Source organism: Halorarum halophilum, assembly GCF_013401515.1.
In the GTDB taxonomy this organism is placed as follows: Archaea; Halobacteriota; Halobacteria; order Halobacteriales; family Haloferacaceae; genus Halorarum; species Halorarum halophilum.
The window spans coordinates 178,281-202,884 of sequence record NZ_CP058529.1; the positions used below are offsets into that span (position 1 = coordinate 178,281).

The window sequence follows — 24,604 nt, forward strand, 5'->3', positions numbered from 1 at the left end:
GGGCATAAACGACGTGGGGGCTGGGCGTCCGGAGCGTGTGGATGTCAGTCGTCCTCGAGGGGATCAGCGGTGGTGCCTAGGGGAGGACCGCCTCGAAAGCCCCCACCTGCTCCGCTCCCGCGGACCGCGCTGCGCTCCTCGGCCTCCGGCCTGTGGTGCTTGCTGGTCCGGGGTTCGCGGAGCAGGTGGCCCCTTTCAGTCCCACCCGAACCGCACCACTCACGCTCGCTCCCGTTGGTCGCTCGCGTGACCGAGGCGCGGCCGCCGCGCGCCAGCCAGCTGATCCGTGATCGTGAGCAGTCGTAGGGCGCTGGATACTCACGTCGCTGGGGACCGCACGTCTTTAGCCCCTCGCGGCCCGAGGGCGTCCCATGACCGCGCCGCAGCTCGACGGCGACCGGGTGCCGTCTCGCGCACCCGCTCCCTCCGACCTCTCCGTCACCATCGTCGACGGCTACGTGGACGAGCCGGCGCACTTCGGCGTCCCGCCCTACATCTCGACGTACCCCCGGTTCACGGCCGGGGCGCTCGTCGACGCCGGCGTCCCCGAGTCGGGGATCACCTACCACACCATCGACGAACTCCGGGACGACCGGCGGAAGTGGGCCGACGTCGCCGACGCAGACCTGTTGGTGTACGTCGGCGGGATGACCGTCCCCGGGAAGTACGTCGGGGGCACCCCCGCTGAACCGGACGAGGTCCGTGAACTCGCCTGGACCGCGGACGGCGTCACCCTGCTCGGCGGCCCGGTCCGCTTCGGCGTCGGCGACGAGAACGCCGGCGCACAGGAGATGCAGCGGGACGACCTCGACTACGACTTCGTCGCGATGGGCGACGTGGAGGCCGCCGCCTACGACCTCGTCGAGGCGGGGCTGGAGGGGTTCGGCAACCGCATCCGCGAGTACGACGAGGTGTCGCGCTGGTCGAGCCTCGGCGCGTTCGTCGTCGAACAGCACCCGAACCACCCCGACTATCTCATCGCCGAACTCGAGACCTCCCGCGGCTGCGCCTACCGCTGCTCGTTCTGCACCGAGCCGCTGTACGGCGACCCGGACTTCCGCACCGCGCCGGACGTCGTCTCCGAGGTGGACGCGCTCTCGGACCGCGGGGTTCGCCACTTCCGGCTCGGCCGGCAGGCAGACATCCTCGCGTTCGGCGGCGACGGCGAGGCGCCGAACCCCGACGCCCTCCGTCAGCTGTACGGCGGCATCCGCGACGTGGCGCCGGACCTGGAGACGCTCCACCTCGACAACATGAACCCCGTGACCATCACGGACTACCCGGAGGCGTCGCGGGCGGCCATCCGGGTCATCGCCGAGCACAACACGGCCGGCGACACGGCCGCCTTCGGCCTCGAATCGGCCGACCCGGCGGTGCGCGAGGAGAACAACCTCCTCGTCTCGGCCGAGGAGTGCCTCGAGGCCGTCCGTGTCGTCAACGAGGAGGCCGGGTGGCGCCCCGACGACGAGCGCGGGACGCGCCTCCCCAAACTGCTTCCGGGAATCAACCTCGTCCACGGCCTCCAGGGCGAGACGGAGGACACCTTCGCGCACAACAGGGAGTTCCTGGAGGACGTGATGGAGGAGGGGCTGATGCTCCGCCGGGTGAACATCCGGCAGGTGATGGCCTTCGAGGGGACCGAGATGGCGGAGACAGGCGCCGACCTCGCGCGCGAGCACAAGAAGGAGTTCCAGCGGTACAAGCGCGAGGTGCGCGAGACCGTCGACCGGCCGATGCTGGAGCGGGTGATGCCGACCGGCACCGTCCTGCCCGACGTCCACCTGGAGTACCACGAGGACGGCACCACCTTCGGCCGCCAACTGGGGACTTACCCGATCCTCGTCGGCGTCCCGGGCGAGCGCGAACTCGGCCGGTCGATCGACGTCACCGTCGTGGACTGGGGCTACCGATCGGTGACGGGCGTGCCGTTTCCCCTCGACGTGAACGGCGCGTCGATGGACGAACTCGTCGCCATCCCGGGCGTCGGGAAGGGGACCGCCGGCGACATCATCGTCAACCGACCGTACGGGTCGACCGAGGAGGCCGGCGAGACCGCCGGGGTCGACCTCTCGCGGTTCGCGACAGTACGGACGCCCGAGCGGGCCGACTGAGGCCGATGCACGTCGACAGTTTCTCCGTCCCCGTCGCGACGCGAGCGCCGACCGGGCAGACGAACGCCTACCTCGTCTCCGGACCCGGACCGGACGGCGACACCGAGCGACTGCTCGTCGACCCGGCGGGACGGACCGACACCCTCGACACGGCCGTCCGCGAGAAGGGCGTCGACCACGTCGCGGTGACGCACACCCATCCGGACCACGTCGGTGCAGTAGCCGAGTACGCGGCCGAGACCGACGCGACCGTCTGGGCGCGAAGCGGTCGGGAGGCGCGCTTCGCGGACGCGACGGGACTCGAACCCGACAGGACGTTCGCTGAGGGCAACCGCGTCGGGCCCGCCACTGCCCTGGACACGCAGGGGCACGCCCCCGACCACGTCGCATTCGAGATCTCGATCGGAACCCTCTCCGGCGACGTGGCGGTCGCCGAGGGGAGCGTCGTCGTCGGCGCGCCGGAGGGTGACGTCCGGGCGTACCTCACCGCGCTCCGGCGTCTCCACGCGCGGAACCCGCGGGTGCTGTACCCCGGACACGGACCGGTCACCGAGGACCCCCGGGCGACCTGCGAGCGGCTCGTGGCCCACCGGAACGACCGCGAGGAGCGGGTGCTCGCTGCGGTCGAACGCGGCGCTGCCGACGTCGACGCCGTCCTCGAGGCCGCGTACGGGAAGGACCTCTCGGGAGTGAAGGACCTCGCCCGGGCGACTGTTCGCGCCCACCTGGAGAAGCTCTCGCGGGCGGGGCGAGTGCAGTACGACCCCACGACGGGTCGCGTCGGAACCGCCTGATCGGCGCCCGCACGTGCCAGTCGCTGTCGGCGCTCACGTAGCTCGATCCGGCAGGACGGTCGGACGCCTGAAGGTGAGCGTCACGATCGAGCCCGACGGCTCGTTCTCCGCGAACGAGACGTCGCCGCCGGCGGCCTCCATCGCCCACTTCACCATCCAGAGGCCGAGACCGCTCCCGTGCGAGAGCGGGGTCTCCTCCCGGGCGTCGAACGGCACGCGCTCGTCCGTCGGGATGCCTTGGCCGTCGTCGGCGACGACGACCGCGACCGTCTCCGTACCGAGTTCGACCGTCACGCGGACCTCGGCGTCCGGCCCGGTGTGTTCGAGCGCGTTCTCCACGACGTCCGCGACCGCCCGCTCGACCAGCAGGTCGCTCGGCGCTGCGACCGTCGTCCCCGCCGGCGCGTCGACCTCGACGACGTCGGGGTCCGCCGAGTCGGCGACGACGTCGGTGATGACTCTGGACACGTCGATGGGCCTGTCACGAGCGCCCTGCTGTTCCAGCGCGGTCGTCACCCCGCGGATCCGCTCGGTGAGGTCGACGATGCGCCCGACCCTGTCTGCCGCGACCGACGCGCGCTCCGTGGCCTCGTCGACGTCCAACACGCCGCCCTCGGCGACCGCGGTGAGGTGACCGAGCGCGACGTTCCCCTCGTTACGGACGTTGTGTCGGAGTACTCGGTCCGCGACGCCGATCCGCCGCTGGTACTCCTCGCGGTCGGTGACGTCCCGGAGGCCGACGAGGTGGGCGACCCGGCGGCCGTGCCTGTCGGTCATCGGTCCGACGGAGACGTCGTAGTAGCGGTGGTCCCCGTCGAGGGTCGCCTCGACGACCGCCCCGTCGGCCGCCGCGAGGTCGTCGCCCGGGAGCGACGCTGCGGCCGGCTCGCCGACGACCGGCCGAGGATCGAGTACCTGTCGCGCGACGCCCTCGACGTCCGTTACCCGGCCCGCGTCGTCGACCACCAGCAGTCCGTCGCCCAGCGCCTCGACCCAGCGTCTGTGGGCGATCGGTGCGAGGTCGAGGAAGTCGTACCGGAACAGGGCCAGTCCGATGATGACCCCCGAGAGGGCGAAGGTGAACGTCGTCAGGTCGAGGTTCGGGATCGGGCTCGCCCCGAGGGTGAAGGCGACGTTGGCGCCGAACGGGAGCATCGCCGCGGCGGTGATGAGTCCGGCTTGCTTGCGGTGGAGCCGGGAGCCGGAGACGGCGACCCACAGCAGCAGGCAGACGCCCGCCAGGATGAGGAGGTACACGTACCCGATGTGCAGGAGGTAGATGGGACCGATGCCGAACTCGACGATCGGTGCCGCGCCGGCGGAGGCCGGCCGAGGGTTCCGCCAGATCAGGCCGGCGGGCTTCAGCCAGACCGCCGCGGCGAACGCGACCGGTTCGAGCGCGAGCACGGCGACCACCCACCGTCGGAGTACCCCGTCGAAGCCGGCGTACCGGACGGCGAAGACGAACCAGAGCGGGCCGATGGTGCTGCTCACCGAGAACGACACCTGCTGCCAGAACAGCTGCGTCCCCGGGTCGGTGTAGCCGATCTGGATAGCGTAGGCGGCTGACCACGCGAAGAGAACGCCGATCACCGCGATGAACGGCCTGGCGGCGGGTTCGCCGCGGTGACGCCAGGCGCCCGCGAAGACGCCGAGGGCGATGACCGCGGCGAGGAGCGGCGGGACGGAGTAGATCGTCGGCACCCAGGGCACGAGGCGCCGCTTTCTCCCGGGGTAGCAAAAGATTATCTCAGTCAGCGCATGGATGCCAGCGGCACGGCCAGCGACGCGTCGACGGAGAGCCAGTGGGTGAGCACGTCCTCCTCGTCGACGTCTCGCGGCGAGAGGGTGCACCGATCCGGGGAGTCGTCGTACCGGACCACGGCCAGTTCGAGACCCGACGGGGGCACGAACCGCGGATCCGATTCCGCGGCGGGGGTATCGGAGTGGGCGGCCATCACCAGCATCTGGTCGGGGGTTCCACTTAACACCCGCTAAGTGGTGTTCGGAGGGGTATTGAGCGGTCCGGAGACGCCGGAGGCGACGGGGTTTTCCGCCCGGACGCCCGACGGAGCGTCGTGAAGTCGCTCGAATCCGAACTCGCGGAGGCGCGCGCGCTCGAGGAGGACGCCCTCGCGGACGCCATCGAGTCCATCGGGTTCGAGTGTACGCGGTGTGGCGCCTGCTGCAAGAGCGAGGAGCCGAGCGCCTCGAAGGACGCGAGCGGGGAGTTCGACGACCGGCAAGCGAGCGACGGGACGGACCCGCACACGGCGACGGTGTTCCCCGACGAGATCCGGGACCTCCAGGCCGCCGGCGACTACGACTTCCGCGACGTCGCCCGGCCGATGCCGTACGGCCTCGTCGACGGCCCCGACGGACCGTCGGGGGAGACGTTCGAGTGGGCGCTCCAGACCGACGCGTGCGGGGACTGCACGTTCTACGAGGAGGACGGCGAGGGCGTCGGCGCCTGCACCGTGCACGAGGACCGGCCGCTCATCTGCGAGACGTACCCGTTCAGCGTCGCGCTCGGCGGGACGTCCCAGCCGATGGGCGAGGCCGTGGACGGGGAGGGGATGGTCCGGGCCCACGAGTGTGAGGGGCTCGGACGCGACATCCCGAGAGCGGACGCCGAGGATCTCGCGGGCGCGTTGAAGGAACGGGCGATCCGCGAACTGGAGGAGGCCATCGCGGTTCGGGACAACTACGAACCGGTCGACGCCGACGAGGGCGATATCGTCGTCCACGATTCGGAGGGCGCGAAGCGTGTGGACGGGACGCCGTTCGAAGACGCGAGCTAGCTCCGGATACATGCGAGCTGTCCGAAATCGGGGTCGACCGTGAGCTGACCGACTCCCGCCTTCAGGTCGCTACCGCCCTGCTCACTCGATGCCTCTCTCGCGTGCTCCTTCTCGAATCCCCGCAGCGCGCTTGCGGACGCGGGAGACGTATCGTTCGATCTTCTCCGGTTTCTCCCCGTAGAAGGAGGCGATCCAGTGGACGTCGGTGTACGGCTGCGTGAGGAAGTACGCGACGAGCGTGTCGCGGCCGGCCTGGATGATTGTTGGCGGGACGCCACGCTCGCCGGTCCCCGCCTCCTCGAAGCCGTTGACGTCGAAGTAGACGTCGGCGTACAGCGTGGCGAGGTCCGGGTCGTCGAACTCGATCCCCTCGTGCCGGGGCGCCTCGAACCGGTAGCTGTCGTCGCCGTCCGGGCTGGCCTGCCTGACGATTCGCACCTCCAGGATGTACTCGCGGTACGTCGATTCCCTTGTCGCTGGCGTCGTCTCGTCCGCTGCCGTCGGCGTGTCTGATCGGGACATCGTTGATCGAGGGTTCGTCGCGATTACTCGTCCCCGGCGTCGTCGGAGCTGGAGTCGCTACCGGCGGTACCGTCGTCATCGGCACACGGTCCCCGACCATCAGTTTCGCTGACGAGGACACCGCTCCGGGCCTCCACGTCGATGGCGTCGCCGTCCTGGTCGTCCAGTCGGTGGACGTCGACGTCGAGGTCGGTCGTGCCCGGCCCTCTCGCTCGCAGGGTGAGCGACGCGAGGGTGACCTCGTTCCCGCCCGGCTGGACGTTCCCGTCCGGGTCGGCGAACCCCAGCGTCGCCGACGAGCCGTCGGGACTGATCGAGTGCTCCGAGGACGACAGGTCGTCGTGGACGGAGACGTCGATGATGCTCGCGACGGTGTGGTCCGAGAGCGAGACGGTCACTCGCCCTTCGGAGACGCCCGACGGGAACGCCGACGCGTACAGCTCCGTCGTCCCCGTGTCACCCGTGCGAAGATCGATCGACCCGACGTCGACGAGGACGTTCGGCTGGTAGACGTACAGCCCGTCGTTGGGGTACGAGCGCGCAGGACCGCCGAAGCCGTCCTCGCAGCAGATGAGGCGGCCGTCGTCCATCGCGTAGACGTTGTCGACGTTGCGGAGCGCGTCGTCGGCGTCCTCGGGCGGATCGGTGAAGTCGGGACCGGTGATTACCGGTTCGAGCGTCGAGACGTCGTAGTCCGGTTCGAGTTCGGCCCGGTACACCACGCCACCGTCGACGCGGTCCATCCGGACGTCGCCAACGTCGTTGGCGAGGTCGTCGTTGAACTCCGAGATCCCGAAGTAGACGAAGTCGCCGGGGCCAGCGTCGTCGACGCTGTCGACGCCCTCGGCCTTGTTGAACTCGATCGACGCGTCGATCTCCTTCGCGGCTGCCCGGGTCTCGAGGAACGGTACCTTCCGGAGGTCCTCGTCGACGCCGTCGGGCCCCTCCTCCTCGTACTGCTCGGCCCACTCGATGATCTCCTCGTCGGTGACGTAGTTCCGGTTGCCGTCCTCCACGACCGCCCGGTCGGCCTCCTCGAGCACCGACGGCGTGACGGGGTCTCCCTCCTCCCAGTCCTCGGTGTGGCGTTCGAGGTAGTCCACCTGGGTGACGTCGTCGTACTCGGCGATCCAGGACTCGCACTCAGCGTTGCTGGCGTGGCCAAGTTCGAGCCACTCGACCTCCAGGTCCACCTCGGCCGGGGAGTTCCGCTCCTCGGCCTCGTCGTTGGTGATCTTCGGGGCGTAGAGCGTGCCAGCGACGTCCATCGGGTCGTCGTAGCTCGGGATCGGCTCGTTGGCGACGAACTTGTAGATGCCCTTGCTGTCGCCGTCGGAGCAGCCGTAGACGGTCCGCTCGTCGGACTGGACGTCCGGCGCCTCCCAGGCTGCCCGTCCCATCACGTAATACTTGACCGGCTGGGGCGGGTCGGCCGCCGGTTCGCGGAAGTCGACGTGGTAGCCGTACCGGTAGGGGTTCGGGTAGACGTCGCCGATCGGGATCGTGTCGTTCTCCCCGTCCCCGGACCCGTCGACAGGCTCCGCGCCGAGGTAGTACGCGAGGAACTCGACGCCGTCGAGCGCCCAGAACCCCTGCGGGGTGAACGGGTCCTCGTAATACTCGTCGATCGCGTCGACGATGCTGCTCGGGTTCGGCCGATTCCAGAACTGCGCGCCGCCGACGAGGCCGTGGCCGCTCCCGGCCGCCTCGATGTCGCTCACCGTCGCGGTCAGGTTCACCCGGGTGTGCGCGTAGTTCTCCTCGGAGGAGAGCATCGTCCCCCACGGGCTGAGATCGCCGTAGCAGTTGATGCGCGTCCCGCCGAGTTCGCGGAGCGGTCCGGTGTTCGCGAGGTTGATCGCGCCCTCCGGGTCGGCCTCCCACTCGCCGTCGTCCGTGGTGCTGATCGGGATCCGGGAGACGTTCCCGGGGCTGTTCTCCCAGTTTGTGAACAGGTACCCCTCCGTCCCCTCCTCGTCCGTGGGGACGAACTGGTTGCAGTCCGGGTTGGTCGCCGCGTCGCCGTACATCGTCCCGGCGAAGTTATCCGTGGTGAGGTCGGTGCCGTCGGGCGTCTGAGTGACGCCCAGAAGTTCGGACCCTCCGTTGATCGGCTCACGTCCCTTCGCGAGGAAGACGTACTCGCCGTCGCCGGACCGGACGGCACCCTGTTCCGCGTCGGTCTGGGGGGTCGACACTTCGGAGAAGTCGTCGTTGTCGCCGTCGAGGTCGAACTGGAACCCGCTGAAGTAACCCACTCCCGCGCGGTCGTACGGTTCCGGGTTCTCCTCGCTCGGGTGCTGGAGGCTGTAGAGCAGCGACCCGTCCGCGAACACGAACGGGCCCGTCACCTCCGCGCCGAACGCCGTCGTCGAGAACCGTTTGAGTTCCCCTCTGACGCTCGGCGCGCCCGGCGTGTCGGACTCCTCCACCTCGTCGGCGCTCGCCACCCCGGTCACACTGGCACCGAGCGCGGCGGCTACCGACGTTCCCATCAGCCGTCGTCGAGACATGTCCACCATGCGATTGCGGCCTGTTGTGGAGATTAATTGACTGTTTATATTTGGTATATATATTAGAAATAATCTGGGTGGTGTCGTACGTGGTTCCGTCGAATGTATTGTGGGACCGGAGCGATACGGTACCGGCTGGAGGAAATATATAATAATCGTTCATAAAAGAAACTCCGCCTTCCACTCCAGCAACTTCGCTGACACGGACCGAAGCCACCGGAACGTCGGCGCCCCCGCCACCGACGGCGGTAGGTATTTGTCACGTCGGCCGAACCGCTGATTGGAGGTCTGTATCGTGAAAATCTCCGACGAACTCCTCTGTCTGTTCAGTGCCGAAGTCCGCGAGGACGACGACCGATTCGTGCTCGAAGTGCCCCGTCGCGAGGTGGAGACCGGCAGCGTCGCCCCGGGCGAGGTGTACCGCGTCGCGCTCATCTCCCGAACCGAAGATTCCGCCTCCGGCGGGACGTCGGGCACGGGCGGAAGCGGGGGCGCCCGCGACGGCCCGCAACCCCCGGTCGAGACCGGCGAGATCCGCTACGTCGAGATCGAGGACCTGGGGAAGCAGGGCGACGGCATCGCGCGCGTCGAGCGCGGCTACGTCATCATCGTCCCCGGCGCCGAGGTCGGCGAACGGGTGAAGATCGAGGTGACCGAAGTGAAGTCGAACTTCGCTGTCGGCGAGGTCCTCGAAGAGTAACCGATCCGCCCCCGGACGCGCCCGGGGACCCCCGTTCAGACTTCGGCGGTCCAGTACGAGACGGACGCGAGAACGTTGCCCAGCGGCGTCGCACCCAGTTTCGTGTCCGCGTTCCGGAACGGATCGGCGACCGCGTTCGGCACCTTCCGGTAGAAGCCGTACGGGAGCAGGAAGTCGTGCGTCTGGTTCGCCAGGTGGAGGCCGGCGTCCGTGACGAGCCGTTCGACCTCGCTGCCGGAGTAGAGCCGGGACCCCATCGGGAGCGCCCAGTTGTACAGCACGCGGAGCGAGGCGCCGTTGAACGTGTCGAAGAACACGCGGCGCTTCGAGACGCGCGCCATCTCCGCGAGGAACTTCGCGGGGGTGTCCGCGAGGTGGAAAAATCGCATCGCGAAGACGATGTCGAAGTGGTCGTCGGGGAATGGCAGGCGAGCGGCGTCACCGCGCATGAACTCGATACGGTTGCTCACGCCAGCACGGCGGGCCTTCTCCCGGCCCTGCGAGAGCATCGCGTCCGAGATATCGAGGCCGACGATGTCGGCCCCCCGCTCCGCGAGCATGGCGGTGAACCTGCCGGTACCGCACGCGATCTCGAGGACGCGTTTGTCCTCGACGGGTGCGACGGCGTCCAGTACGGCCTCCTTCTCCCGGCGGTCGATGAGTCGGCCGCCGCGAGAGAAGCGCTTGGCGTCGTACTCCTCGGCCACCGAGTCGGCTTGGTACCACTCCTGCCCTTTCACGCTACCACGGCGTGGTTTCCCGAACGGTAAAACCGTACTGATTGCGCCGTCGGCGTCCGGTTCTCCTCGCCCGGGCACGTCGAATTGGGGGCCGCCCCGTCCGACTACTCGTTCGTCGCGACGTGGTCCGCGGGGATCCTGACGATGACGCGGGCGCCCGACTCCTCGTCGAGGTTCGGGTACTCGTCGACGCCCATGTACTTTCTGGCCAGCGCGTTGATGTGGTCGACGGCGCCCTCCTCGGTGAGTTCCGCCTCGCCGCGGACGGAGACGAACCGGTACGGGTCGTCCGGGTCGACGACGGAGATGCCCACCCTGGGATCCCGCTGCATGTTCCGCTCCTTCCGTCGACCGCGGGCGGTGTTGATCAGGACGGCCTCCCCGTCGTCGTGGTCGACCCAGACCGGCGTCACCTGCGGCGATCCGTCCGGCATCAGGGTCGAGACGTGGCCGAACGACTCCTTCTCCAGGATGTCGCGGTGGGACTCGGGTATCACGCGTCGACGTTCGCGTGCCGACCACTTCAGACCCCGCCCGCCATGATATAAGGGATATAAGGAATACGGACCCTTTGCAGTCATATTGAGGCAACCTTTACCATTGGTCAACGGTTCGCTCGACGTATGAGCACCAGTACCGCGGACGTGGATGCGAAGGACCGTCTCTCGGAGACCGAGTACCGTGACCGACTGCGCGAACTCCCCCCGAGCGCAAAGCTCGTCGCCAAAGTGCTCGAGGGCGAAGCGCCGCTCTCGCAGGGCCAGCTCGCGGACGAGTCGCTGCTCCCCGACCGCACGGTTCGCTACGCGCTGAACCGGCTGGAGGAGTGCGGGCTCGTCGGCTCCCGGTACTCGTTCAAGGACGCGCGCAAGCAGGTGTACTTCCTGAACACCTGATCGAGGTCGAACACCCCTCGAACGGCTGTCAGCTGGCTGGCGGTACGAAACCCCTCTTTTAAGTCGCTGACTCGCTATCTACCGATATGGAGCTCTCGGTGGTCGTCCCGACCCTCAACGGCCGGGACCGCCTCGCGGCGAGCCTCGACTCGCTCGCCGCACACGCCCCCGACGCCGAGGTGGTCGTGGTCAACGGCCCCTCCGCCGACGGTACCACCGGGATGATTCGCGATCGGGACGACGTGGACGTGCTCGTGGAGATCTCCGCGCGGAACGTCAACGTCGCCCGCAACGCGGGGATCGAAGTCGCTGACGGCGACGCGATCGCGCTGCTCGGCTACGACCATCGGATCGAGGCGGAGTGGAGCGGGACCGTGAGCGACGCGCTCGCCGGCGGAGCGGACGTGGTCACCGGCCCGCTCCGGCGGACGGTGAAGGGCGGCGCGACCAGCCAGGCCGCCGAGCGCCGATCCATCGCCAACCGGAACGTGACGTACGTCAACGGTCGCAACGCGGCGTTCCGCGCGGACGTGCTCGAGGACCTGGACGGGTTCGACGAGTACCTCGAGACCGGCGGTTCGCGCGACGCCTCGCACCGGCTCGCGGGCATGGACGTCGAGGTGACGTGGTGCCCGGAGATGGCCGCGCGGCGCGAGGAGCCGACGGCCGCCGACGGCGGTCGTGACGAGCGCGACTGGGGCTGGAAGTACCGGGCGCTCGCCTACCGGCTGGCGAAGAACTACGGGATCCGTCCCACGGTCCTGCGCCGGACGCTGTCCCACGCGGCGGCGGACGCGCGCGGGACGCTGGAGGACGTCGTCCGCGGCGACGTCACGCCGACCTCGTGGGTCGGAAACGGCCGCGACGTCGTGAAGGGGATCGCGACGGGCGCCTCGGACGGCCTCGTCGCGCGCGCGAAGGATCGGTCGACGACGCGGAACCCCTACGGGCTGAGCGCGCGGGCGGACCGCGCGGTGGCGAAGTACGACTGGCGCGAACAGTAGTCGACGATTGGAACCGGCCGACGGACCAGCGACGGCTCAGTCGTCCGCGCCGGGCGCGAGTCCGGGGAACAGGCGGGCGGGGTTCTTCGTGAACGCGCGCGTCATCAGGTCCTCGGGCACGTCCAGCGTCAGCACCTCCATGACGCCCACGTCCGGGTGCGTGTCCGGCGCGCCGGAGCCGAACAGGACCCTGTCGGGGTGCTCGAGCAGGCCGCGTTCGAGCACGTCGCGATACCGGACGAAACTGGTGTCGAGGTACAGGTCGTCGTAGCTGTCGAGCATCGTCAGCGCCTCGGCCATGCGGTCGCGGTCGAGCGGGAACCCCCCGAAACTGGAGAGCACGACCGGGAAGTCGTACTCCAGCACGTTCTCGGCGACGGCCGCGGGCGGGACGTGCGAGGTACTGTAGAGGAGCACCGGCGAGTCGGTGGCCGCGATCTGTTCGAGCACGGCCTCGGTCGGGAGGCCGTCGCGCGTGGGGTCGAGCACGAAGCCGTGGAATCGGTGGTTGTACGCGTACTGCTCGACGTCGCCCGGTTCGGCGTGGTGGTCGGCGGTCGTCGCCGCGACGTTCCGGAGCCTCGCCGCCGTGCCGACGCCGATGTCGCGCGGCCCGTTCAGCCGGGCCATCGCGACGAACGGTCGGTCGACCGAGAGCCGGGCGACGGCGTTGTTGGCGCGGAGGTAGCCCTCGCCCGCGGGCCGCGGGCCGGGGGAGACGGCGGCCCGGACGACCCCGGCCTGGTGCATCTCGCGCTGGAGGCGTTCCGGGGAGATCTCCCTGCCGCGTGTGGCGACGGCCTCCTCGTCGGGATCGAGCCGCGCGTGCACGTCCACCACGCGGAAGCCGTGCTCCAGTTCGAGCATTCAGCGGGGGAACGAGAGGACACCCCTTAGTTGTTACAGATGAAATCCGTCCGCGGACGGACCCGCGGACCTGTTCGCTCGGTGTCCCGGGGGAGCCCGTCGCACCAGTGTTCACCGTCGCTCGACGGAGTGATCCGGGAGGTCAAGTGACATCGGTGACGAACTCGGTACCCCGTGGGTCGTCCCTGATACATTCCCCGGCCTCCAGCTGGACCGGAGGTCCGGTGAAGAGGCGGTGTTGGGATTCGGCAGCCGGGGCTTTTTCTGTGCTATTTTACAGGGTTCGTTCACACAGGTATTTGTGTCCCCAGTGCGGCCAACAACGTCATGGCCAAACTCGCGAACCGGGTACGCGAGGTGTACGCGTCGGAGGGGGGGATGGAGTTGGCGCGCCGATCCACGTCGTATCTTTCCAGACGCGTCAAACGGAGCTACTGGCAGGCGAGGGGGCAGCGAACGAAGGAGATCCGCGGCACGGAGGCGACGTTCCTGACGGAGGGTCGATCCGCCCGGTCGCTCGAAATCTTCGATACTGAACGGACGATGGTCGCGGACATGCTCTCGGAATCGCGTTCCGGCGACGTTCTCGTCGACGTCGGCGCGAATCTCGGGTACCACTCCTGTTTCTTCGGCAACCACGTCGCCGACGGATTCGTCGAGGCGTTCGAGCCCGCTCCGATCGTTCACCGTCGGCTGGAGCGGAACCTCGATCTGAACGGCGTGGACGGGAACGCGCACCGGCTCGCGCTGTCGGACACGTCGGGGAGCGTGACGCTGCCGGCCGACGTCCTGTCGAAGACGGTCGAGTCCGACCGTACCGTCCGAACGGCGACCGCGGACGAACTCGTCGCCGGCGGGGAGATCCGACAGCCGACGATCGTCAAGATCGACGTCGAGGGCTGCGAACCGATGGTCGTCGAGGGGATGCGGAACACGTTGTCCGACGACCGCTGTCGATTGCTCTACTGCGAGGTCCACCTCCCCGGGACCGGTCCCTCCATCGAGGACTTCGGATGGACGAGGGAGCGGTTCGAGTCGACGCTCGCGGGGTTCGGGTTCTATCTGCGGACGATCAAACGGCGAGGGAACGAACTCCACCTCAAGGGGGCGAAGAACGACACGAGGTGAGGTCACGGGGACGAACGATGGTTATCGCTTCGGCCGTGAACGCTGCTATCACGCCTCCTGCTGCCATAATTCGAGACTGAATTCTCGAAAACTTCATATTGAACCACGACCACATTACTGTCGACTCATATGTCGTACATGCAGCAACCACTCTACATCCTCGCGGAAGGCAGCCAGCGCACCCGCGGGGGTGACGCACAGACGTCCAACATCGCGGCCGGCCGTGCCGTCGCGGGCGCGGTCCGAACCACGCTCGGGCCGCGCGGCATGGACAAGATGCTCGTCGATTCGTCGGGCAACGTAGTCATCACGAACGACGGCGCGACCATCCTGACGGAGATGGACATCGAGCACCCCGCGGCCCAGATGCTCGTCGAGGTGGCCGAGTCCCAGGAGGACGAGGTCGGCGACGGCACGACCACCGCGGCGGTACTCGCCGGCGAACTGCTCGCCCGGGCCGAGGACCTCCTCGAGAACGACGTCCACCCGACCGCCATCGTGGAAGGCTACTACGAGGCGCTCCGGCTCGGCCTCGACGCCGTCGCAGGCATGGTGGCCGACGGCGAAGTCGACGAGGACGTACTCCTCGCGGTCGCCGAGTCCGCGATGACGGGCAAGGGTACGGGTGACGTGACCGCCGACCGTCTCGCGGAACTCGTCGTCGACGCGGTGACGCAGGTGGCGACCGACGACCGGATCGACCGCGACGACATCCGGACGTTCACCCGTACGGGCGCCTCGGCGGCCGCGACGGAACTCGTCCACGGCGTCCTCCTCGAGGAGGGGCCCGCGAACGACAACATGCCCCGGCTCGTCGAGGACGCCTCGGTGGCGGTCCTCGACACCAAACTCGACGTCCGGACCGGCGAGATCGACTCGGAGTACACCATCACCTCGGTCGACCAGCTCGACGAGGCGCTCTCGGCCGAGGACGCGGAACGACGCTCCATCGCGTCCGCGCTCGCCGACGCCGGCGTCGACGTCGTCGTCTGCTCGAAGAAGATCGAGGACCGCGTCGCCGCCCACCTGGCCGACGAGGGTATCCTCGCCTTCTCCAACGTGAAGAGCGCGGAGGCCCGCGCGTTCGCCCGCGCGACGGGCGCCACTCGGCTCGGTACCGTCGCCGACATCGAGGCGTCCGACCTGGGAACCGCCCACGAGGTCCGCGTCGAGAAGGTCGGCGAGGACGACGTCGCGTTCGTCGAGGGCGACGAGGGCTCCCGGACCGTCACGCTGTTCGTCCGCGGCGGCACCGAGCACGTCGTCGACGAACTGGAGCGAGCGCTGGAGGACGCCATCGGCGTCGTCACCGCCGCCTACGAGGACGGCGCGGTCGTCCCCGGCGCCGGCGCGACCGAGATCGCGATCGCCGACCACGTCCGCTCGGGCGCGAACGCGGTCACCGGCCGCAAGCAGCTCGCGGTCGAGGCGTTCGCTGACGCCGTGGAGACGCTCCCGCGCACCCTCGCGGAGAACGTCGGCATGGACCCGATCGACGCGCTCGTGGAGCTCCGCGCGACGTTCGACCGCGACGGCGTCGCGGGCGTCATCGCCGACGGCCAGTCCGGCCGCGTCGGTGACCCGGCCGAGGCCAACGTGTACGACCCGGCCGCCGTGAAGCGCGAGGCGCTTGAGTCCGCCACCGAAGCGGCGACGATGATCCTCCGCATCGACGACGTCATCGCGGCGAACTGAGCGTTCGACCCTGGAGTTCCATTTTTCTCCGCACCGTCAGATACTATCGCCGACGCCGAGTCCATTCGACCCAATCGGCCGGTTCAGACGACAGTGAGCACGAGTTCGTCACCGGGGCCGACCCCGAACGCCGCTTCACCGCGCCCGCGGTTCACGTCGCACTCGACGTAGCCGTGGCTCCCGACGGTCACCAGCGGCTGGCCGGGGTCGACGGCGGCGAACGTCTCCACGACTGGCGCGATCACGGTCCCGTCCGGGGTCTCGACCCGGAGGTCCGCACCGATCCGGCCGTCGAGGAACGCGCCGGGAACGTTCGTCACGGCGTTGCCGAAGTCGTCGACGACGAGCACCTCGCCGGTCGCGCGGCCGTCCCCGACGTCGGCCTCGGGGAGGCGGAGATCGACGTGGTCGTCGGTTGGTTCGAGGCGGTCGAGGCCGTTGATGTTCCCCACGCCCGCGTCGTGTACCGCGGCGGCCACGGGGGCGAACACGTCCCGGCCGTGGAAGGTGCTGCTCCGTGGAACCCCCGCATCGACGGCGAACACCGACAGTCCAGCGTCGATTGTGTCGGCGTCGTCGACCTCGCCGGTCTCGCCATCCCCCTCGCCGACCTCATCACCGACGAGCGCGCGGGCGGGCGGGAGGAGCGAGCCGTTGTCCGGGCCGACGAAGGCGTGGTCGCCGGCCACGACGACCAGGGCGTCCCTGTCGGTGCCGACGCCCGGGTCGACGACCGCGAGGTGGACGGCGGGCGGGAACTCGGGGAGGACGAACTTGAGCCAGAATGCGGCGGCACGGGGGTCCTGCCTAGGGAGGTCGTGGGCGACGTCGACGAGTCGGGGGTCGCCGTCCGCGGTCGAGAGGAGGACGCCCTTCATCGCCGCCGGGTAGGGCGAGCCGAAGTCGGAGGCGAGCGTGAACATCCCCCTCCTACTCCGGGTCGGCGTTGTCGTCGCCGTTGGCGTCCGTATCGGCGACGCGACGGATGCGCTCGACGCCGTCGATCTCCTCGATGACGTCGGTGACGGCGTCGGGCACCAGCGTCTCCCAGCCGTCCCCGCGGACCATCCGGTCGCGGAGTTCCGCACCTTCGAGCACCTCGCGGCGGAACATCGGCGAGGAGCGGACCTCGACGCCGGCCTCGCGGAACAGCTGGACGACGAGGGGGTTGTTCGAGTAGGCGACGTCGAACTGCGGGGACATCGACTGGACGTGGCTCACCCAGACGGAGTTCCGCTCGAGGTCCTCGATAGGGACCGGGTACGTCCGCAGGTCGAGTTCGTCGACCGACTTGCTCACCATCATGATGCGCTCGCCGGCCGTGAAGGGGTTCCGCATGGTGTGGGAGTCCCCGGCCGACCCGATTCCGAGCACGAGCTCGTCGACTTCCTCGGCGATCTCCTCGACCATGTGGTGGTGACCGTTGTGAAACGGCTGGAACCTCCCGATGTAGAACCCCCGCATACTCGGCGGTATCTCGCGCTGAGTTTATAAGCCCGGCGAGACGACCCCGCCCACGGAAACGCCGGCCTGAGGGCGAGTACGGGCCGTTCGGGTGGGGGCGGTGGTCTCGGGTAAGGGGAGAAAGTATATCAGTTCACAGGCCTTCGATTTCCCTAGCAACGATTCTATGAGTAACGATTCGAACGACGGTCGCGGCGGCGGGCCCGACGAGGAGTTCCCCGTCATCGACGACCCCGGGTCCAACGGAGCTTCGGAGGACGGGACGGTAGGCACGTCGAACGACCCGTCGGATGAGGACGCCGACATCGACGACCTCGGCAGCGACGTCGAGATCGAGGCCGAGATCGACGAGGAGATGGCCGAGGACGACCTGCTCGGTGGGCTCGTCATCGACTCCACCGGCGAGATCGAGGTCCCCGAACGCCTCGTCGACCAGGTCATCGGGCAGGAGCACGCCCGGGACGTGGTGATGAAGGCGGCCAAACAGCGCCGGCACGTGATGATGATCGGCTCGCCCGGGACGGGTAAGTCGATGCTGGCCAAGGCGATGTCGGAGCTGCTCCCGCCGGAGGAGCTCCAGGACGTCCTCGTCTACCACAACCCCGACGACGGGAACAACCCGAAGGTCCGGACGGTCCCCGCAGGGAAGGGTGAACAGATCGTGGAGGCCCACAAGGAGGAGGCCCGCAAGCGCAACCAGATGCGGACGTTCCTCATGTGGATCATCATCGCGGTAGTGCTGGGCTACGCGCTGCTGGCCATCGGGAACATCCTCATCGGCATCATCGCCGCGGGTATCATCTACCTCGCGTTCCGCTACAGTTCCCGCGGCTCGGACGCGATGATCCCAAACCTCCTCGTCAACAACGCGGACACGAAGACCGCGCCGTTCGAGGACGCGACCGGCGCCCACGCCGGCGCGCTGCTGGGCGACGTGCGCCACGACCCGTTCCAGTCCGGCGGGATGGAGACGCCGAGCCACGACCGCGTCGAGGCCGGCGCCATCCACAAGTCGAACAAGGGCGTACTGTTCGTCGACGAGATCAACACCCTCGACATCCGGTCCCAGCAGAAGCTGATGACCGCGATCCAAGAGGGCGCGTTCAGCATCACGGGCCAGTCCGAGCGCTCCTCGGGCGCGATGGTCCAGACGGAGCCGGTGCCGACCGACTTCGTCATGGTCGCGGCGGGTAACCTCGACGCGATGGAGAACATGCACCCCGCCCTCCGCTCGCGCATCAAGGGGTACGGGTACGAGGTGTACATGGACGATACCATCGAGGACACTCCGGAGATGCGCCGGAAGTACGCCCGCTTCGTGGCCCAGGAGGTCGCGAAGGACGGGCGCCTGCCGGAGTTCGAACGGGAGGCGGTCGAGGAGGTCATCCTCGAGGCCCGGCGCCGTGCCGGCCGGAAGGACCACCTCACGCTGAAGATGCGGAACCTCGGCGGCCTGGTCCGCGTCTCGGGCGACATCGCCCGCGGCGAGGACGCCGACCGCGTCACCCGCGAGCACGTGCTCCTGGCGAAGGGGCGAAGCCGATCCATCGAACAGCAGCTCGCCGACGACTACATCGAGCGCCGGAAAGACTACGAACTCCAGGTCGCGGAGGGGTTCCAGGTCGGCCGTGTCAACGGGCTCGCCGTCATGGGCGAGGACTCGGGCATCATGCTCCCCGTCATGGCGGAGGTGACGCCCTCGCAGGGTCCCGGCCAGGTCATCGCCACCGGGCAACTGCAGGAGATGGCCGAGGAGGCCGTCCAGAACGTCTCGGCGATCATCAAGAAGTTCTCCGACGAGGACATCACGGAGAAGGACATCCACATCCAATTCGTCCAGACCGGTCAGCAGGGCGTCGACGGCGACTCGGCGTCCATCACGGTCGCCACCGCGGTCATCTCCGCGCTGGAGGGCGTCGGCGTCGACCAGAGCCTCGCCATGACCGGCTCGCTATCGGTCCGCGGCGACGTGCTCCCGGTCGGCGGCGTGACCCACAAGATCGAGGCGGCCGCGAAGTCCGGCTGCGACCGGGTCATCATCCCGAAGGCGAACGAGCAGGACGTCATGATCGAGGACGAGTATGAGGAGATGGTCGAGATCATCCCGGTCACACACATATCCGAGGTGCTCGACGTGGCGCTCGAGGGCGAACCCGAGAAGGACTCGCTCGTCGACCGCCTGAAGAACATCACCGGCTCGGCGCTCGAGAAGGCCGGCGAGGGCCAGGGCACCCGCGGGCCCTCCAGCCCCAGCCCACAGTAGCCGACCGGTGCCGGACTGGACGACGTTCGCTGGCCTCGCGGGCGTCGTCCTCGCTCTCCTACTCGCGCTCGCGCACCTGACACAGTCACAGCTTACCGGCGGGACCGAGCACGTCGACGCGGCGGCCCCATCCGATTCGGGGGACGCTGCCGACCGTGGTTCCTCCGGCACCTCGACGAGCGCGAGGAACGACTTCTCCCCCGAGGAGTGGCGCTGGGGTACGAACGATGTCGCGTCCGCGGAGGTCGCGGAGGTCGACGACTCCGTCGGATCCGTCGAGTCCGAACGTCTCCACGTCTCCCCCGATTCGTCCCCGGAACCGTCCGTCGCCGACCTGCCGAAGCCGGCGCTGCTGGTCAACGCCGCGCTCTCGCAGGCGCTGTTCGGCGCGGTGCTCGCCGTCGCCGCGTGGTGGACCGGGATCCCGCACGCGGCGCTCGGACTCGCGCCGGACGCGACGCCCCGGTTCCTCGGCCTCGGCGTCGTCCTGGGGCTCGCGCTGTGGCTGGCGAACGAACTCGCCGGCCGGGCCGGCACCCGGTTCGGGTTCGAGGGGGGCGAGGAGCTGCGGGCGCTGCTCGCGCCCGAGACGCCGGGCGAGTGGGTGCTCCTCCTCGCCGGCGTGCTGCCAGTCGTCGCGCTCGTCGAGGAGTTCCTGTTCCGGGCGGCGCTTGTCGGCGCGCTCGGCGCCGGGTTCGGGGTCCAGCCGTGGCTCCTCGTCGTCGGCTCCTCGGTCGCGTTCGCGCTCGGTCACGGCGCGCAGGGCCGCGCGGGGATGCTCGTGACGGGTGTGCTGGGGCTGGTGTTCGGGGCCGCGTTCGTACTGACGGGGAGCCTCCTCGTCGTCGTCGTCGCGCACTACCTCGTGAACGCGCTGGAGTTCGTCGTTCACGAGGGGCTCGACCGGGGAACCGTCCGATAGTCCGCCCTCACCCTGGTTCCGTTCGGATTCGCCCGCTCCGACCACCTGGTAGATCGACGGGGCGTCGTCGACGACGGGTCACCGACCCACCGCCGGGAACCAGTCGTGTGACGCCCTGTGTGCGGCGATAGCTATTTCGCCGTCCCTCGCCTCTCCCCACGTATGTCAGACGTTCGCAAGCACGCCTGGGACATGGCGGCCGAGGCGGAGGCCGGGGGCGACGTGGAGGTCCTCGGTATCGAGAAGGCCCACGAGGAGTGGCGCGGCGGCGGGCCTGCCATCTTCCTCGACGTTCGCGACGTCCGAGAGCGCTGGCTGGAGGGAGCCATCCCCGGCGACACGCACGCCCCGCGCGGGATGCTGGAGTTCTGGGCCGACCCGGAGACCGAGTACTACCGCGACTACTTCCAGACCGACCGCCGGTACGTCTGCTACTGCAACGAGGGCGGGCGCTCGGCGCTCGCCGCGAGGACCCTCCGCGAGATGGGGTTCGAGGACGTGGCCCACATCGAGGGCGGCTTCTCGGCCTGGCAGGAGTCGAAGTACGAGACGGCAGAGGTCGAACAGAAGGAGTACTCGTAGGAACCATTTCGGTCGCCCGGTGACCTACAATGGGGACCGCTACGATTCGATCGACCTGAGCGTCTCCGCCACGTCCGCCGGCGTCGCACCCTCGGCGACGGTGACGCGATGGTCAGGGACGAACACCGGAACCGGGTTCGCCCGCAGCGCCTCCCGCGCGGTCTCGAGGTCGGCCTCGTCCTCGTGGTCCAGCCCCGAGGTCATCCGTACGACGAGGTCGAGCGTGACGGTGTCGCCGTACGGCACGGTCCGGACGGAATCGAGCACGTTCCGCTGGGCCGTCGGGACGGTGATGGCTAGGGTCACGTCCGCGAAGTCGTCCTCGACGCCGTCGACGTAGTCGAACAGCCGGTCGAGGATCGGGTGGTCCGGATCGGCGTCCGACGGGAGGTCCGCCGGGAAGGACACCGACAGCACGCGTCCGGCGGCGACTCCGAGTTCGACCACGCGCCCGAGTCGGTCCGACTCCCGGGCGTACACGCCCGTGTCCGCGTCGTTCATATCCCCGATATCGCCACGGTCACGCTTCAACCCACTGGACGGCGTCCCCTCCCCCGGGGAAGGGTAGGTAACCGTAAACTGGATTCCTCGTGCGCGTGTGACGCAATTCTTATGTACGAAAGAGGCCATCGGTGTACATAGATGAACACAGCTGACGGGGGACTCGCGCCGGCGGTGCGGTCCATCCTCGCCACCGCCGCCGAGCGGCCGGGGGGTGACGAGCGACTCGCCGTCGACGCGCGGTCGCTGCCGGACGCGTTCGCCGACGCCGAGGCGGACGGGCGGATCCCGGTGATCGCCGAGGTGAAGCCGACGAGTCCGACGACCGACGGCGAGCGGACCGACGACCCGGTCGAACTCGCCGAGGAGATGGTCGCCGGCGGCGCGGGCGCGCTCTCCGTGCTGACCGAACCGGAGCACTTCGGCGGGAGCGCCGAGACGCTGGAACGTGTCCGGGACGCCGTGGACGTGCCGGTCCTCCGCAAGGACTTCCTCCTGCGGGAGGAGCAACTCGACGCCGTCGCGGCCGACCTCGTCCTCCTCATCGTCCGGTTCGTCGGCGACGACCTGACGAATCTCGTCTCCGCGGCGCGGGAGCGCGGCTTCCAGCCGCTCGTGGAGGTCCACGACGCGGACGAACTCTCGGCCGCGATCGACGCGGGCGCCGACCTGATCGGCGTGAACAACCGCGACCTCGGGGCGCTCGAGGTCGACCTCTCCACGTTCGAGCGCGTCGCGCCCGAGGTTCCGGACGACGCGACGCTGATCGCCGAGTCCGGCATCACGACGACCGCCGACGCACGACGGATGCGCGAGGCGGGCGCCGACGGGTTGCTTATCGGGTCCGCCATCATGGACGCAGAGGGCAGAGGCGAGAGTGGTGACGGTGTGGAAGGCGACGGCGCGGGCGGAGACGTTCGCGCCAACACGCGGCGCTTTACCCGTGCGGGGACCGAGGGGAAGCCATGAGCGGGAACCACGCGGGCGCCGATAGGGCGGACGCCGGCGACGGGACCTTCGGCGGCTACGGGGGGCAGTACGTCCCCGAGGCGCTGATGCCGGCGATCGAGGAACTGACGGACGCCTACGAGCGGTACGTCCTCGGCAACGAGGACGGGTTCGTGGACGAGTTCCGCGGGAGGATGGCGGACTTCGGCGGGCGACCGACGCCGCTCCAGCGGGCCGACCGCCTCTCCGAGCGATACGGACGGGACGTCTATCTCAAGCGCGAGGACCTCGTCCACGGCGGCGCGCACAAACTGAACAACGCGCTCGGGCAGGTGCTGCTCGCGAAGTACATGGGCAAGGAGCGCATCGTCGCAGAGACCGGCGCGGGCCAGCATGGCACGGCGACGGCGATGGCGGCGGCCCACCTCGGGATGCCCTGCGAGGTGTACATGGGCGAGCGCGACATCAACCGACAGCGGCCGAACGTGTTCCGGATGCGGCTCAACGGCGCCGACGTCACCCCGGTGACGACCGGCCGCGGGACGCTGAAGGAGGCCATCTCCGAGACGATGCGCGACTGGGCGACGAACGTCGAGGACACCCACTACGTCATCGGCTCGGTCGTCGGCCCACACCCGTTCCCGAGCATGGTCCGGGACTTCCAGGCGCTCATCTCCGAGGAGGCGCGCGGCCAGGCCGAGGGGAAGGAGGGCCGCCTCCCCGACGCCGTCCTGGCTTGCGCGGGCGGCGGGTCGAACACGATGGGTGCCTTCCACCACTTCGTGGGGGACGAGGACGTGGACCTCTACGCGGTCGAGGCCGGCGGCTCCTCGCTCGACGTCGACGAGGACGAGGGCGTCGCGCCGAATTCGGCCTCGCTCTCGACCGGGTCCGAGGGCGTGCTCCACGGCGCGCGGACGAAGCTCCTGCAGGACCGTCACGGCCAGATCGTCGAGTCGCACTCCGTCTCCTCGGGGCTGGACTACGCGGGCGTCGGCCCGGAACTCGCCCACCTGGTCGACGAGGAGCGGGTGACGCCCGTGACCGTCGACGACGACGCGGCCGTCGAGGCGTTCCACCGGCTCTCCCAGGAGGAGGGCATCATCCCGGCGCTGGAGACGGCCCACGCGTTCGGCTACCTCCACGAACACCACGATGAACTCGGCGAGTTCGTCGTCGTCAACGTCTCCGGGCGCGGCGACAAGGACCTGGAGTCGGTCATCGAGGAGACATCCAGACGCGACGTTCCGAACGCGCCCGACATGGACGTGTTCGGGGGGGACCGATGAGCGACCTCGCGGCGGCGTTCGCGGACGGCCCGGCGTTCGTCCCCTACCTCGCCGTCGGCGACCCGGACTACGAGTCCTCGCTCGCGTACGTCGAGGCGCTGGAGCGCGGCGGGGCGGACGTGATCGAACTCGGCCTGCCGTTCTCGGAGCCCATCGCGGAGGGGCCGACGATCCAGGAGGCGGTCGTGCGCTCGCTTGCGGCGGGGATGACGCCCGAGCGGTTCTTCGAGTTCGTCGAGGACCTCGACGTGGACGTGCCACTCGTCTGCATGACCTACTACAACCTGGTCTACCAGTATGGCCGGGAACGAGGTCCCCGGCCGTTCGTCGAGCGTGCGGCCGAGGCGGGCCTCTCGGGGTTCGTCGTCCCGGACCTCCCCGCCGAGGAGGCCGGACCGCTCCGCGAGGCCTGCGACGAGTTCGGGCTCGACCTGATCGCCATCGTCGCGCCGACGACCGACGAGGACAGGCTGGAGAAGCTCGTGGCGGTCTCCTCGGGCTACCTCTACGTCCAGGCGCGGCTCGGGGTGACGGGCGCCCAGTCGTCGGTGTCCGGCCAGACCGCCGCGTCGCTGGACCGGCTCTCGCACGTCGACCTCCCGAAGGCCGTCGGGTTCGGCATCTCCTCGGGCGACCAGGCGGCGACGGTGATAGAGGCGGGCGCCGACGGCGTCATCGTCGGCTCCGCGCTCGTCGACGTCGTCGCACAGGGCGTCGAGAACGACGACCCGACCGCGGCCGTCGCCGAGCGGCTGGAATCGCTCGCGGCCGAGTTGACGGCCGGCGTCGAGCGCGGGTTCGCGCAACGAGCACCGCGACCGGAAGGCACATCAGAATGACCCGTTCGCAAGCCATTTACGCTCC

24 protein-coding genes are annotated in these 24,604 nt (G+C 69.2%); 14 read left to right on the forward strand and 10 right to left on the reverse strand.

Going from position 1 to position 24,604, the window contains the following annotated elements; genetic code table 11:
- Positions 1 to 371 precede the first annotated feature (371 nt).
- Both HUG10_RS00975 and HUG10_RS00980 read left to right on the forward strand, forming a co-directional pair.
- Positions 372 to 2,111 (forward strand): radical SAM protein, encoded by a 1,740-nt coding sequence (locus HUG10_RS00975; protein ID WP_179167772.1) that lies wholly within the window; start codon positions 372 to 374, stop codon positions 2,109 to 2,111.
- 5 nt (positions 2,112 to 2,116) lie between these two features.
- The gene (locus HUG10_RS00980; protein ID WP_179167773.1) at positions 2,117 to 2,905 is read left to right on the forward strand and encodes an MBL fold metallo-hydrolase; all 789 of its coding nucleotides are present in this window, start codon (positions 2,117 to 2,119) and stop codon (positions 2,903 to 2,905) included.
- Positions 2,906 to 2,938: 33 nt separating this feature from the next.
- Here the strand turns inward: HUG10_RS00980 and HUG10_RS00985 are convergent, their stop codons facing one another.
- Together HUG10_RS00985 and HUG10_RS00990 are read right to left on the reverse strand one after the other, a co-directional pair.
- Positions 2,939 to 4,618 carry a sensor histidine kinase gene (locus HUG10_RS00985; protein ID WP_179167774.1) on the reverse strand — a complete coding sequence of 560 codons (1,680 nt, stop codon included), beginning with the start codon at positions 4,616 to 4,618 and terminating at the stop codon, positions 2,939 to 2,941.
- A 41-nt stretch (positions 4,619 to 4,659) separates the two neighbouring features.
- Positions 4,660 to 4,896, reverse strand: a complete 237-nt coding sequence (locus tag HUG10_RS00990) for a DUF7511 domain-containing protein (RefSeq protein WP_218780717.1) — start codon at positions 4,894 to 4,896, stop codon at positions 4,660 to 4,662.
- 87 nt (positions 4,897 to 4,983) lie between these two features.
- On the opposite strand from HUG10_RS00990, the gene HUG10_RS00995 reads away from it, so the two are divergent.
- On the forward strand, positions 4,984 to 5,706 hold the full coding sequence (locus HUG10_RS00995; RefSeq protein ID WP_179167775.1) for a YkgJ family cysteine cluster protein: 723 nt from the start codon (positions 4,984 to 4,986) through the stop codon (positions 5,704 to 5,706).
- A gap of 81 nt (positions 5,707 to 5,787) precedes the next feature.
- On the opposite strand, the gene HUG10_RS01000 is transcribed toward HUG10_RS00995, so the two are convergent.
- Both HUG10_RS01000 and HUG10_RS01005 read right to left on the reverse strand, forming a co-directional pair.
- The gene (locus HUG10_RS01000; RefSeq protein WP_179167776.1) at positions 5,788 to 6,228 is read right to left on the reverse strand and encodes a hypothetical protein; all 441 of its coding nucleotides are present in this window, start codon (positions 6,226 to 6,228) and stop codon (positions 5,788 to 5,790) included.
- A 23-nt stretch (positions 6,229 to 6,251) separates the two neighbouring features.
- Positions 6,252 to 8,750: an alkaline phosphatase PhoX gene (locus HUG10_RS01005; RefSeq protein WP_179167777.1), complete on the reverse strand. Its 2,499-nt coding sequence runs from the start codon at positions 8,748 to 8,750 to the stop codon at positions 6,252 to 6,254.
- Between the two features lie 286 nt (positions 8,751 to 9,036).
- Between HUG10_RS01005 and HUG10_RS01010 the strand changes: the two genes are divergently transcribed.
- Positions 9,037 to 9,441, forward strand: coding sequence for a TRAM domain-containing protein (locus tag HUG10_RS01010; RefSeq protein WP_179167778.1), 405 nt, complete (start codon positions 9,037 to 9,039; stop codon positions 9,439 to 9,441).
- Between the two features lie 35 nt (positions 9,442 to 9,476).
- Here the strand turns inward: HUG10_RS01010 and HUG10_RS01015 are convergent, their stop codons facing one another.
- Both HUG10_RS01015 and HUG10_RS01020 read right to left on the reverse strand, forming a co-directional pair.
- Positions 9,477 to 10,181, reverse strand: coding sequence for a class I SAM-dependent methyltransferase (locus HUG10_RS01015; protein ID WP_179167779.1), 705 nt, complete (start codon positions 10,179 to 10,181; stop codon positions 9,477 to 9,479).
- A gap of 104 nt (positions 10,182 to 10,285) precedes the next feature.
- Entirely contained in the window at positions 10,286 to 10,678 is a 393-nt protein-coding gene (locus HUG10_RS01020) for a PPOX class F420-dependent oxidoreductase (RefSeq protein ID WP_179167780.1), read from the reverse strand.
- 126 nt (positions 10,679 to 10,804) lie between these two features.
- On the opposite strand from HUG10_RS01020, the gene HUG10_RS01025 reads away from it, so the two are divergent.
- Positions 10,805 to 11,077: a MarR family transcriptional regulator gene (locus HUG10_RS01025; protein ID WP_179167781.1), complete on the forward strand. Its 273-nt coding sequence runs from the start codon at positions 10,805 to 10,807 to the stop codon at positions 11,075 to 11,077.
- 86 nt (positions 11,078 to 11,163) lie between these two features.
- On the forward strand, positions 11,164 to 12,081 hold the full coding sequence (locus HUG10_RS01030; protein WP_179167782.1) for a glycosyltransferase family 2 protein: 918 nt from the start codon (positions 11,164 to 11,166) through the stop codon (positions 12,079 to 12,081).
- A gap of 36 nt (positions 12,082 to 12,117) precedes the next feature.
- On the opposite strand, the gene HUG10_RS01035 is transcribed toward HUG10_RS01030, so the two are convergent.
- A complete protein-coding gene (locus HUG10_RS01035; protein WP_179167783.1) occupies positions 12,118 to 12,948 on the reverse strand; it encodes an amidohydrolase family protein in 831 nt (276 codons plus the stop codon).
- Positions 12,949 to 13,275: 327 nt separating this feature from the next.
- Here HUG10_RS01035 and HUG10_RS01040 point away from each other — a divergent pair, with 327 nt between their 5' ends.
- A complete protein-coding gene (locus HUG10_RS01040; RefSeq protein WP_179167784.1) occupies positions 13,276 to 14,076 on the forward strand; it encodes an FkbM family methyltransferase in 801 nt (266 codons plus the stop codon).
- Positions 14,077 to 14,214: 138 nt separating this feature from the next.
- Positions 14,215 to 15,771, forward strand: coding sequence for a thermosome subunit alpha (gene thsA / locus HUG10_RS01045; RefSeq protein WP_179167785.1), 1,557 nt, complete (start codon positions 14,215 to 14,217; stop codon positions 15,769 to 15,771).
- A gap of 83 nt (positions 15,772 to 15,854) precedes the next feature.
- Here the strand turns inward: thsA and HUG10_RS01050 are convergent, their stop codons facing one another.
- Together HUG10_RS01050 and HUG10_RS01055 are read right to left on the reverse strand one after the other, a co-directional pair.
- Positions 15,855 to 16,694 carry an SAM hydrolase/SAM-dependent halogenase family protein gene (locus HUG10_RS01050; protein ID WP_179167786.1) on the reverse strand — a complete coding sequence of 280 codons (840 nt, stop codon included), beginning with the start codon at positions 16,692 to 16,694 and terminating at the stop codon, positions 15,855 to 15,857.
- 7 nt (positions 16,695 to 16,701) lie between these two features.
- Positions 16,702 to 17,235 carry a nicotinamide-nucleotide adenylyltransferase gene (locus tag HUG10_RS01055; protein WP_179167787.1) on the reverse strand — a complete coding sequence of 178 codons (534 nt, stop codon included), beginning with the start codon at positions 17,233 to 17,235 and terminating at the stop codon, positions 16,702 to 16,704.
- Positions 17,236 to 17,401: 166 nt separating this feature from the next.
- Between HUG10_RS01055 and lonB the strand changes: the two genes are divergently transcribed.
- From lonB to HUG10_RS01070, 3 genes are all read left to right on the forward strand, one after another.
- Positions 17,402 to 19,498: an ATP-dependent protease LonB gene (gene lonB, locus HUG10_RS01060; RefSeq protein ID WP_179167788.1), complete on the forward strand. Its 2,097-nt coding sequence runs from the start codon at positions 17,402 to 17,404 to the stop codon at positions 19,496 to 19,498.
- Between the two features lie 7 nt (positions 19,499 to 19,505).
- Positions 19,506 to 20,420: a CPBP family intramembrane glutamic endopeptidase gene (locus tag HUG10_RS01065; RefSeq protein WP_179167789.1), complete on the forward strand. Its 915-nt coding sequence runs from the start codon at positions 19,506 to 19,508 to the stop codon at positions 20,418 to 20,420.
- Between the two features lie 162 nt (positions 20,421 to 20,582).
- Positions 20,583 to 21,002, forward strand: a complete 420-nt coding sequence (locus HUG10_RS01070; RefSeq protein WP_179167790.1) for a rhodanese-like domain-containing protein — start codon at positions 20,583 to 20,585, stop codon at positions 21,000 to 21,002.
- Between the two features lie 39 nt (positions 21,003 to 21,041).
- On the opposite strand, the gene HUG10_RS01075 is transcribed toward HUG10_RS01070, so the two are convergent.
- The gene (locus HUG10_RS01075; RefSeq protein ID WP_179167791.1) at positions 21,042 to 21,503 is read right to left on the reverse strand and encodes an MGMT family protein; all 462 of its coding nucleotides are present in this window, start codon (positions 21,501 to 21,503) and stop codon (positions 21,042 to 21,044) included.
- A 141-nt stretch (positions 21,504 to 21,644) separates the two neighbouring features.
- Between HUG10_RS01075 and trpC the strand changes: the two genes are divergently transcribed.
- Genes trpC through trpA form a run of 3 tightly spaced genes read left to right on the forward strand, consistent with a single transcriptional unit; the run spans position 21,645 to position 24,579 of the window.
- On the forward strand, positions 21,645 to 22,472 hold the full coding sequence (trpC, locus tag HUG10_RS01080; protein WP_179167792.1) for an indole-3-glycerol phosphate synthase: 828 nt from the start codon (positions 21,645 to 21,647) through the stop codon (positions 22,470 to 22,472).
- The gene (trpB, locus tag HUG10_RS01085; RefSeq protein ID WP_179167793.1) at positions 22,469 to 23,740 is read left to right on the forward strand and encodes a tryptophan synthase subunit beta; all 1,272 of its coding nucleotides are present in this window, start codon (positions 22,469 to 22,471) and stop codon (positions 23,738 to 23,740) included. The genes trpC and trpB overlap by 4 nt, the downstream gene beginning before the upstream one ends.
- Positions 23,737 to 24,579, forward strand: coding sequence for a tryptophan synthase subunit alpha (gene trpA, locus HUG10_RS01090; RefSeq protein WP_179167794.1), 843 nt, complete (start codon positions 23,737 to 23,739; stop codon positions 24,577 to 24,579). The genes trpB and trpA overlap by 4 nt, the downstream gene beginning before the upstream one ends.
- Positions 24,580 to 24,604: the final 25 nt, after the last annotated feature.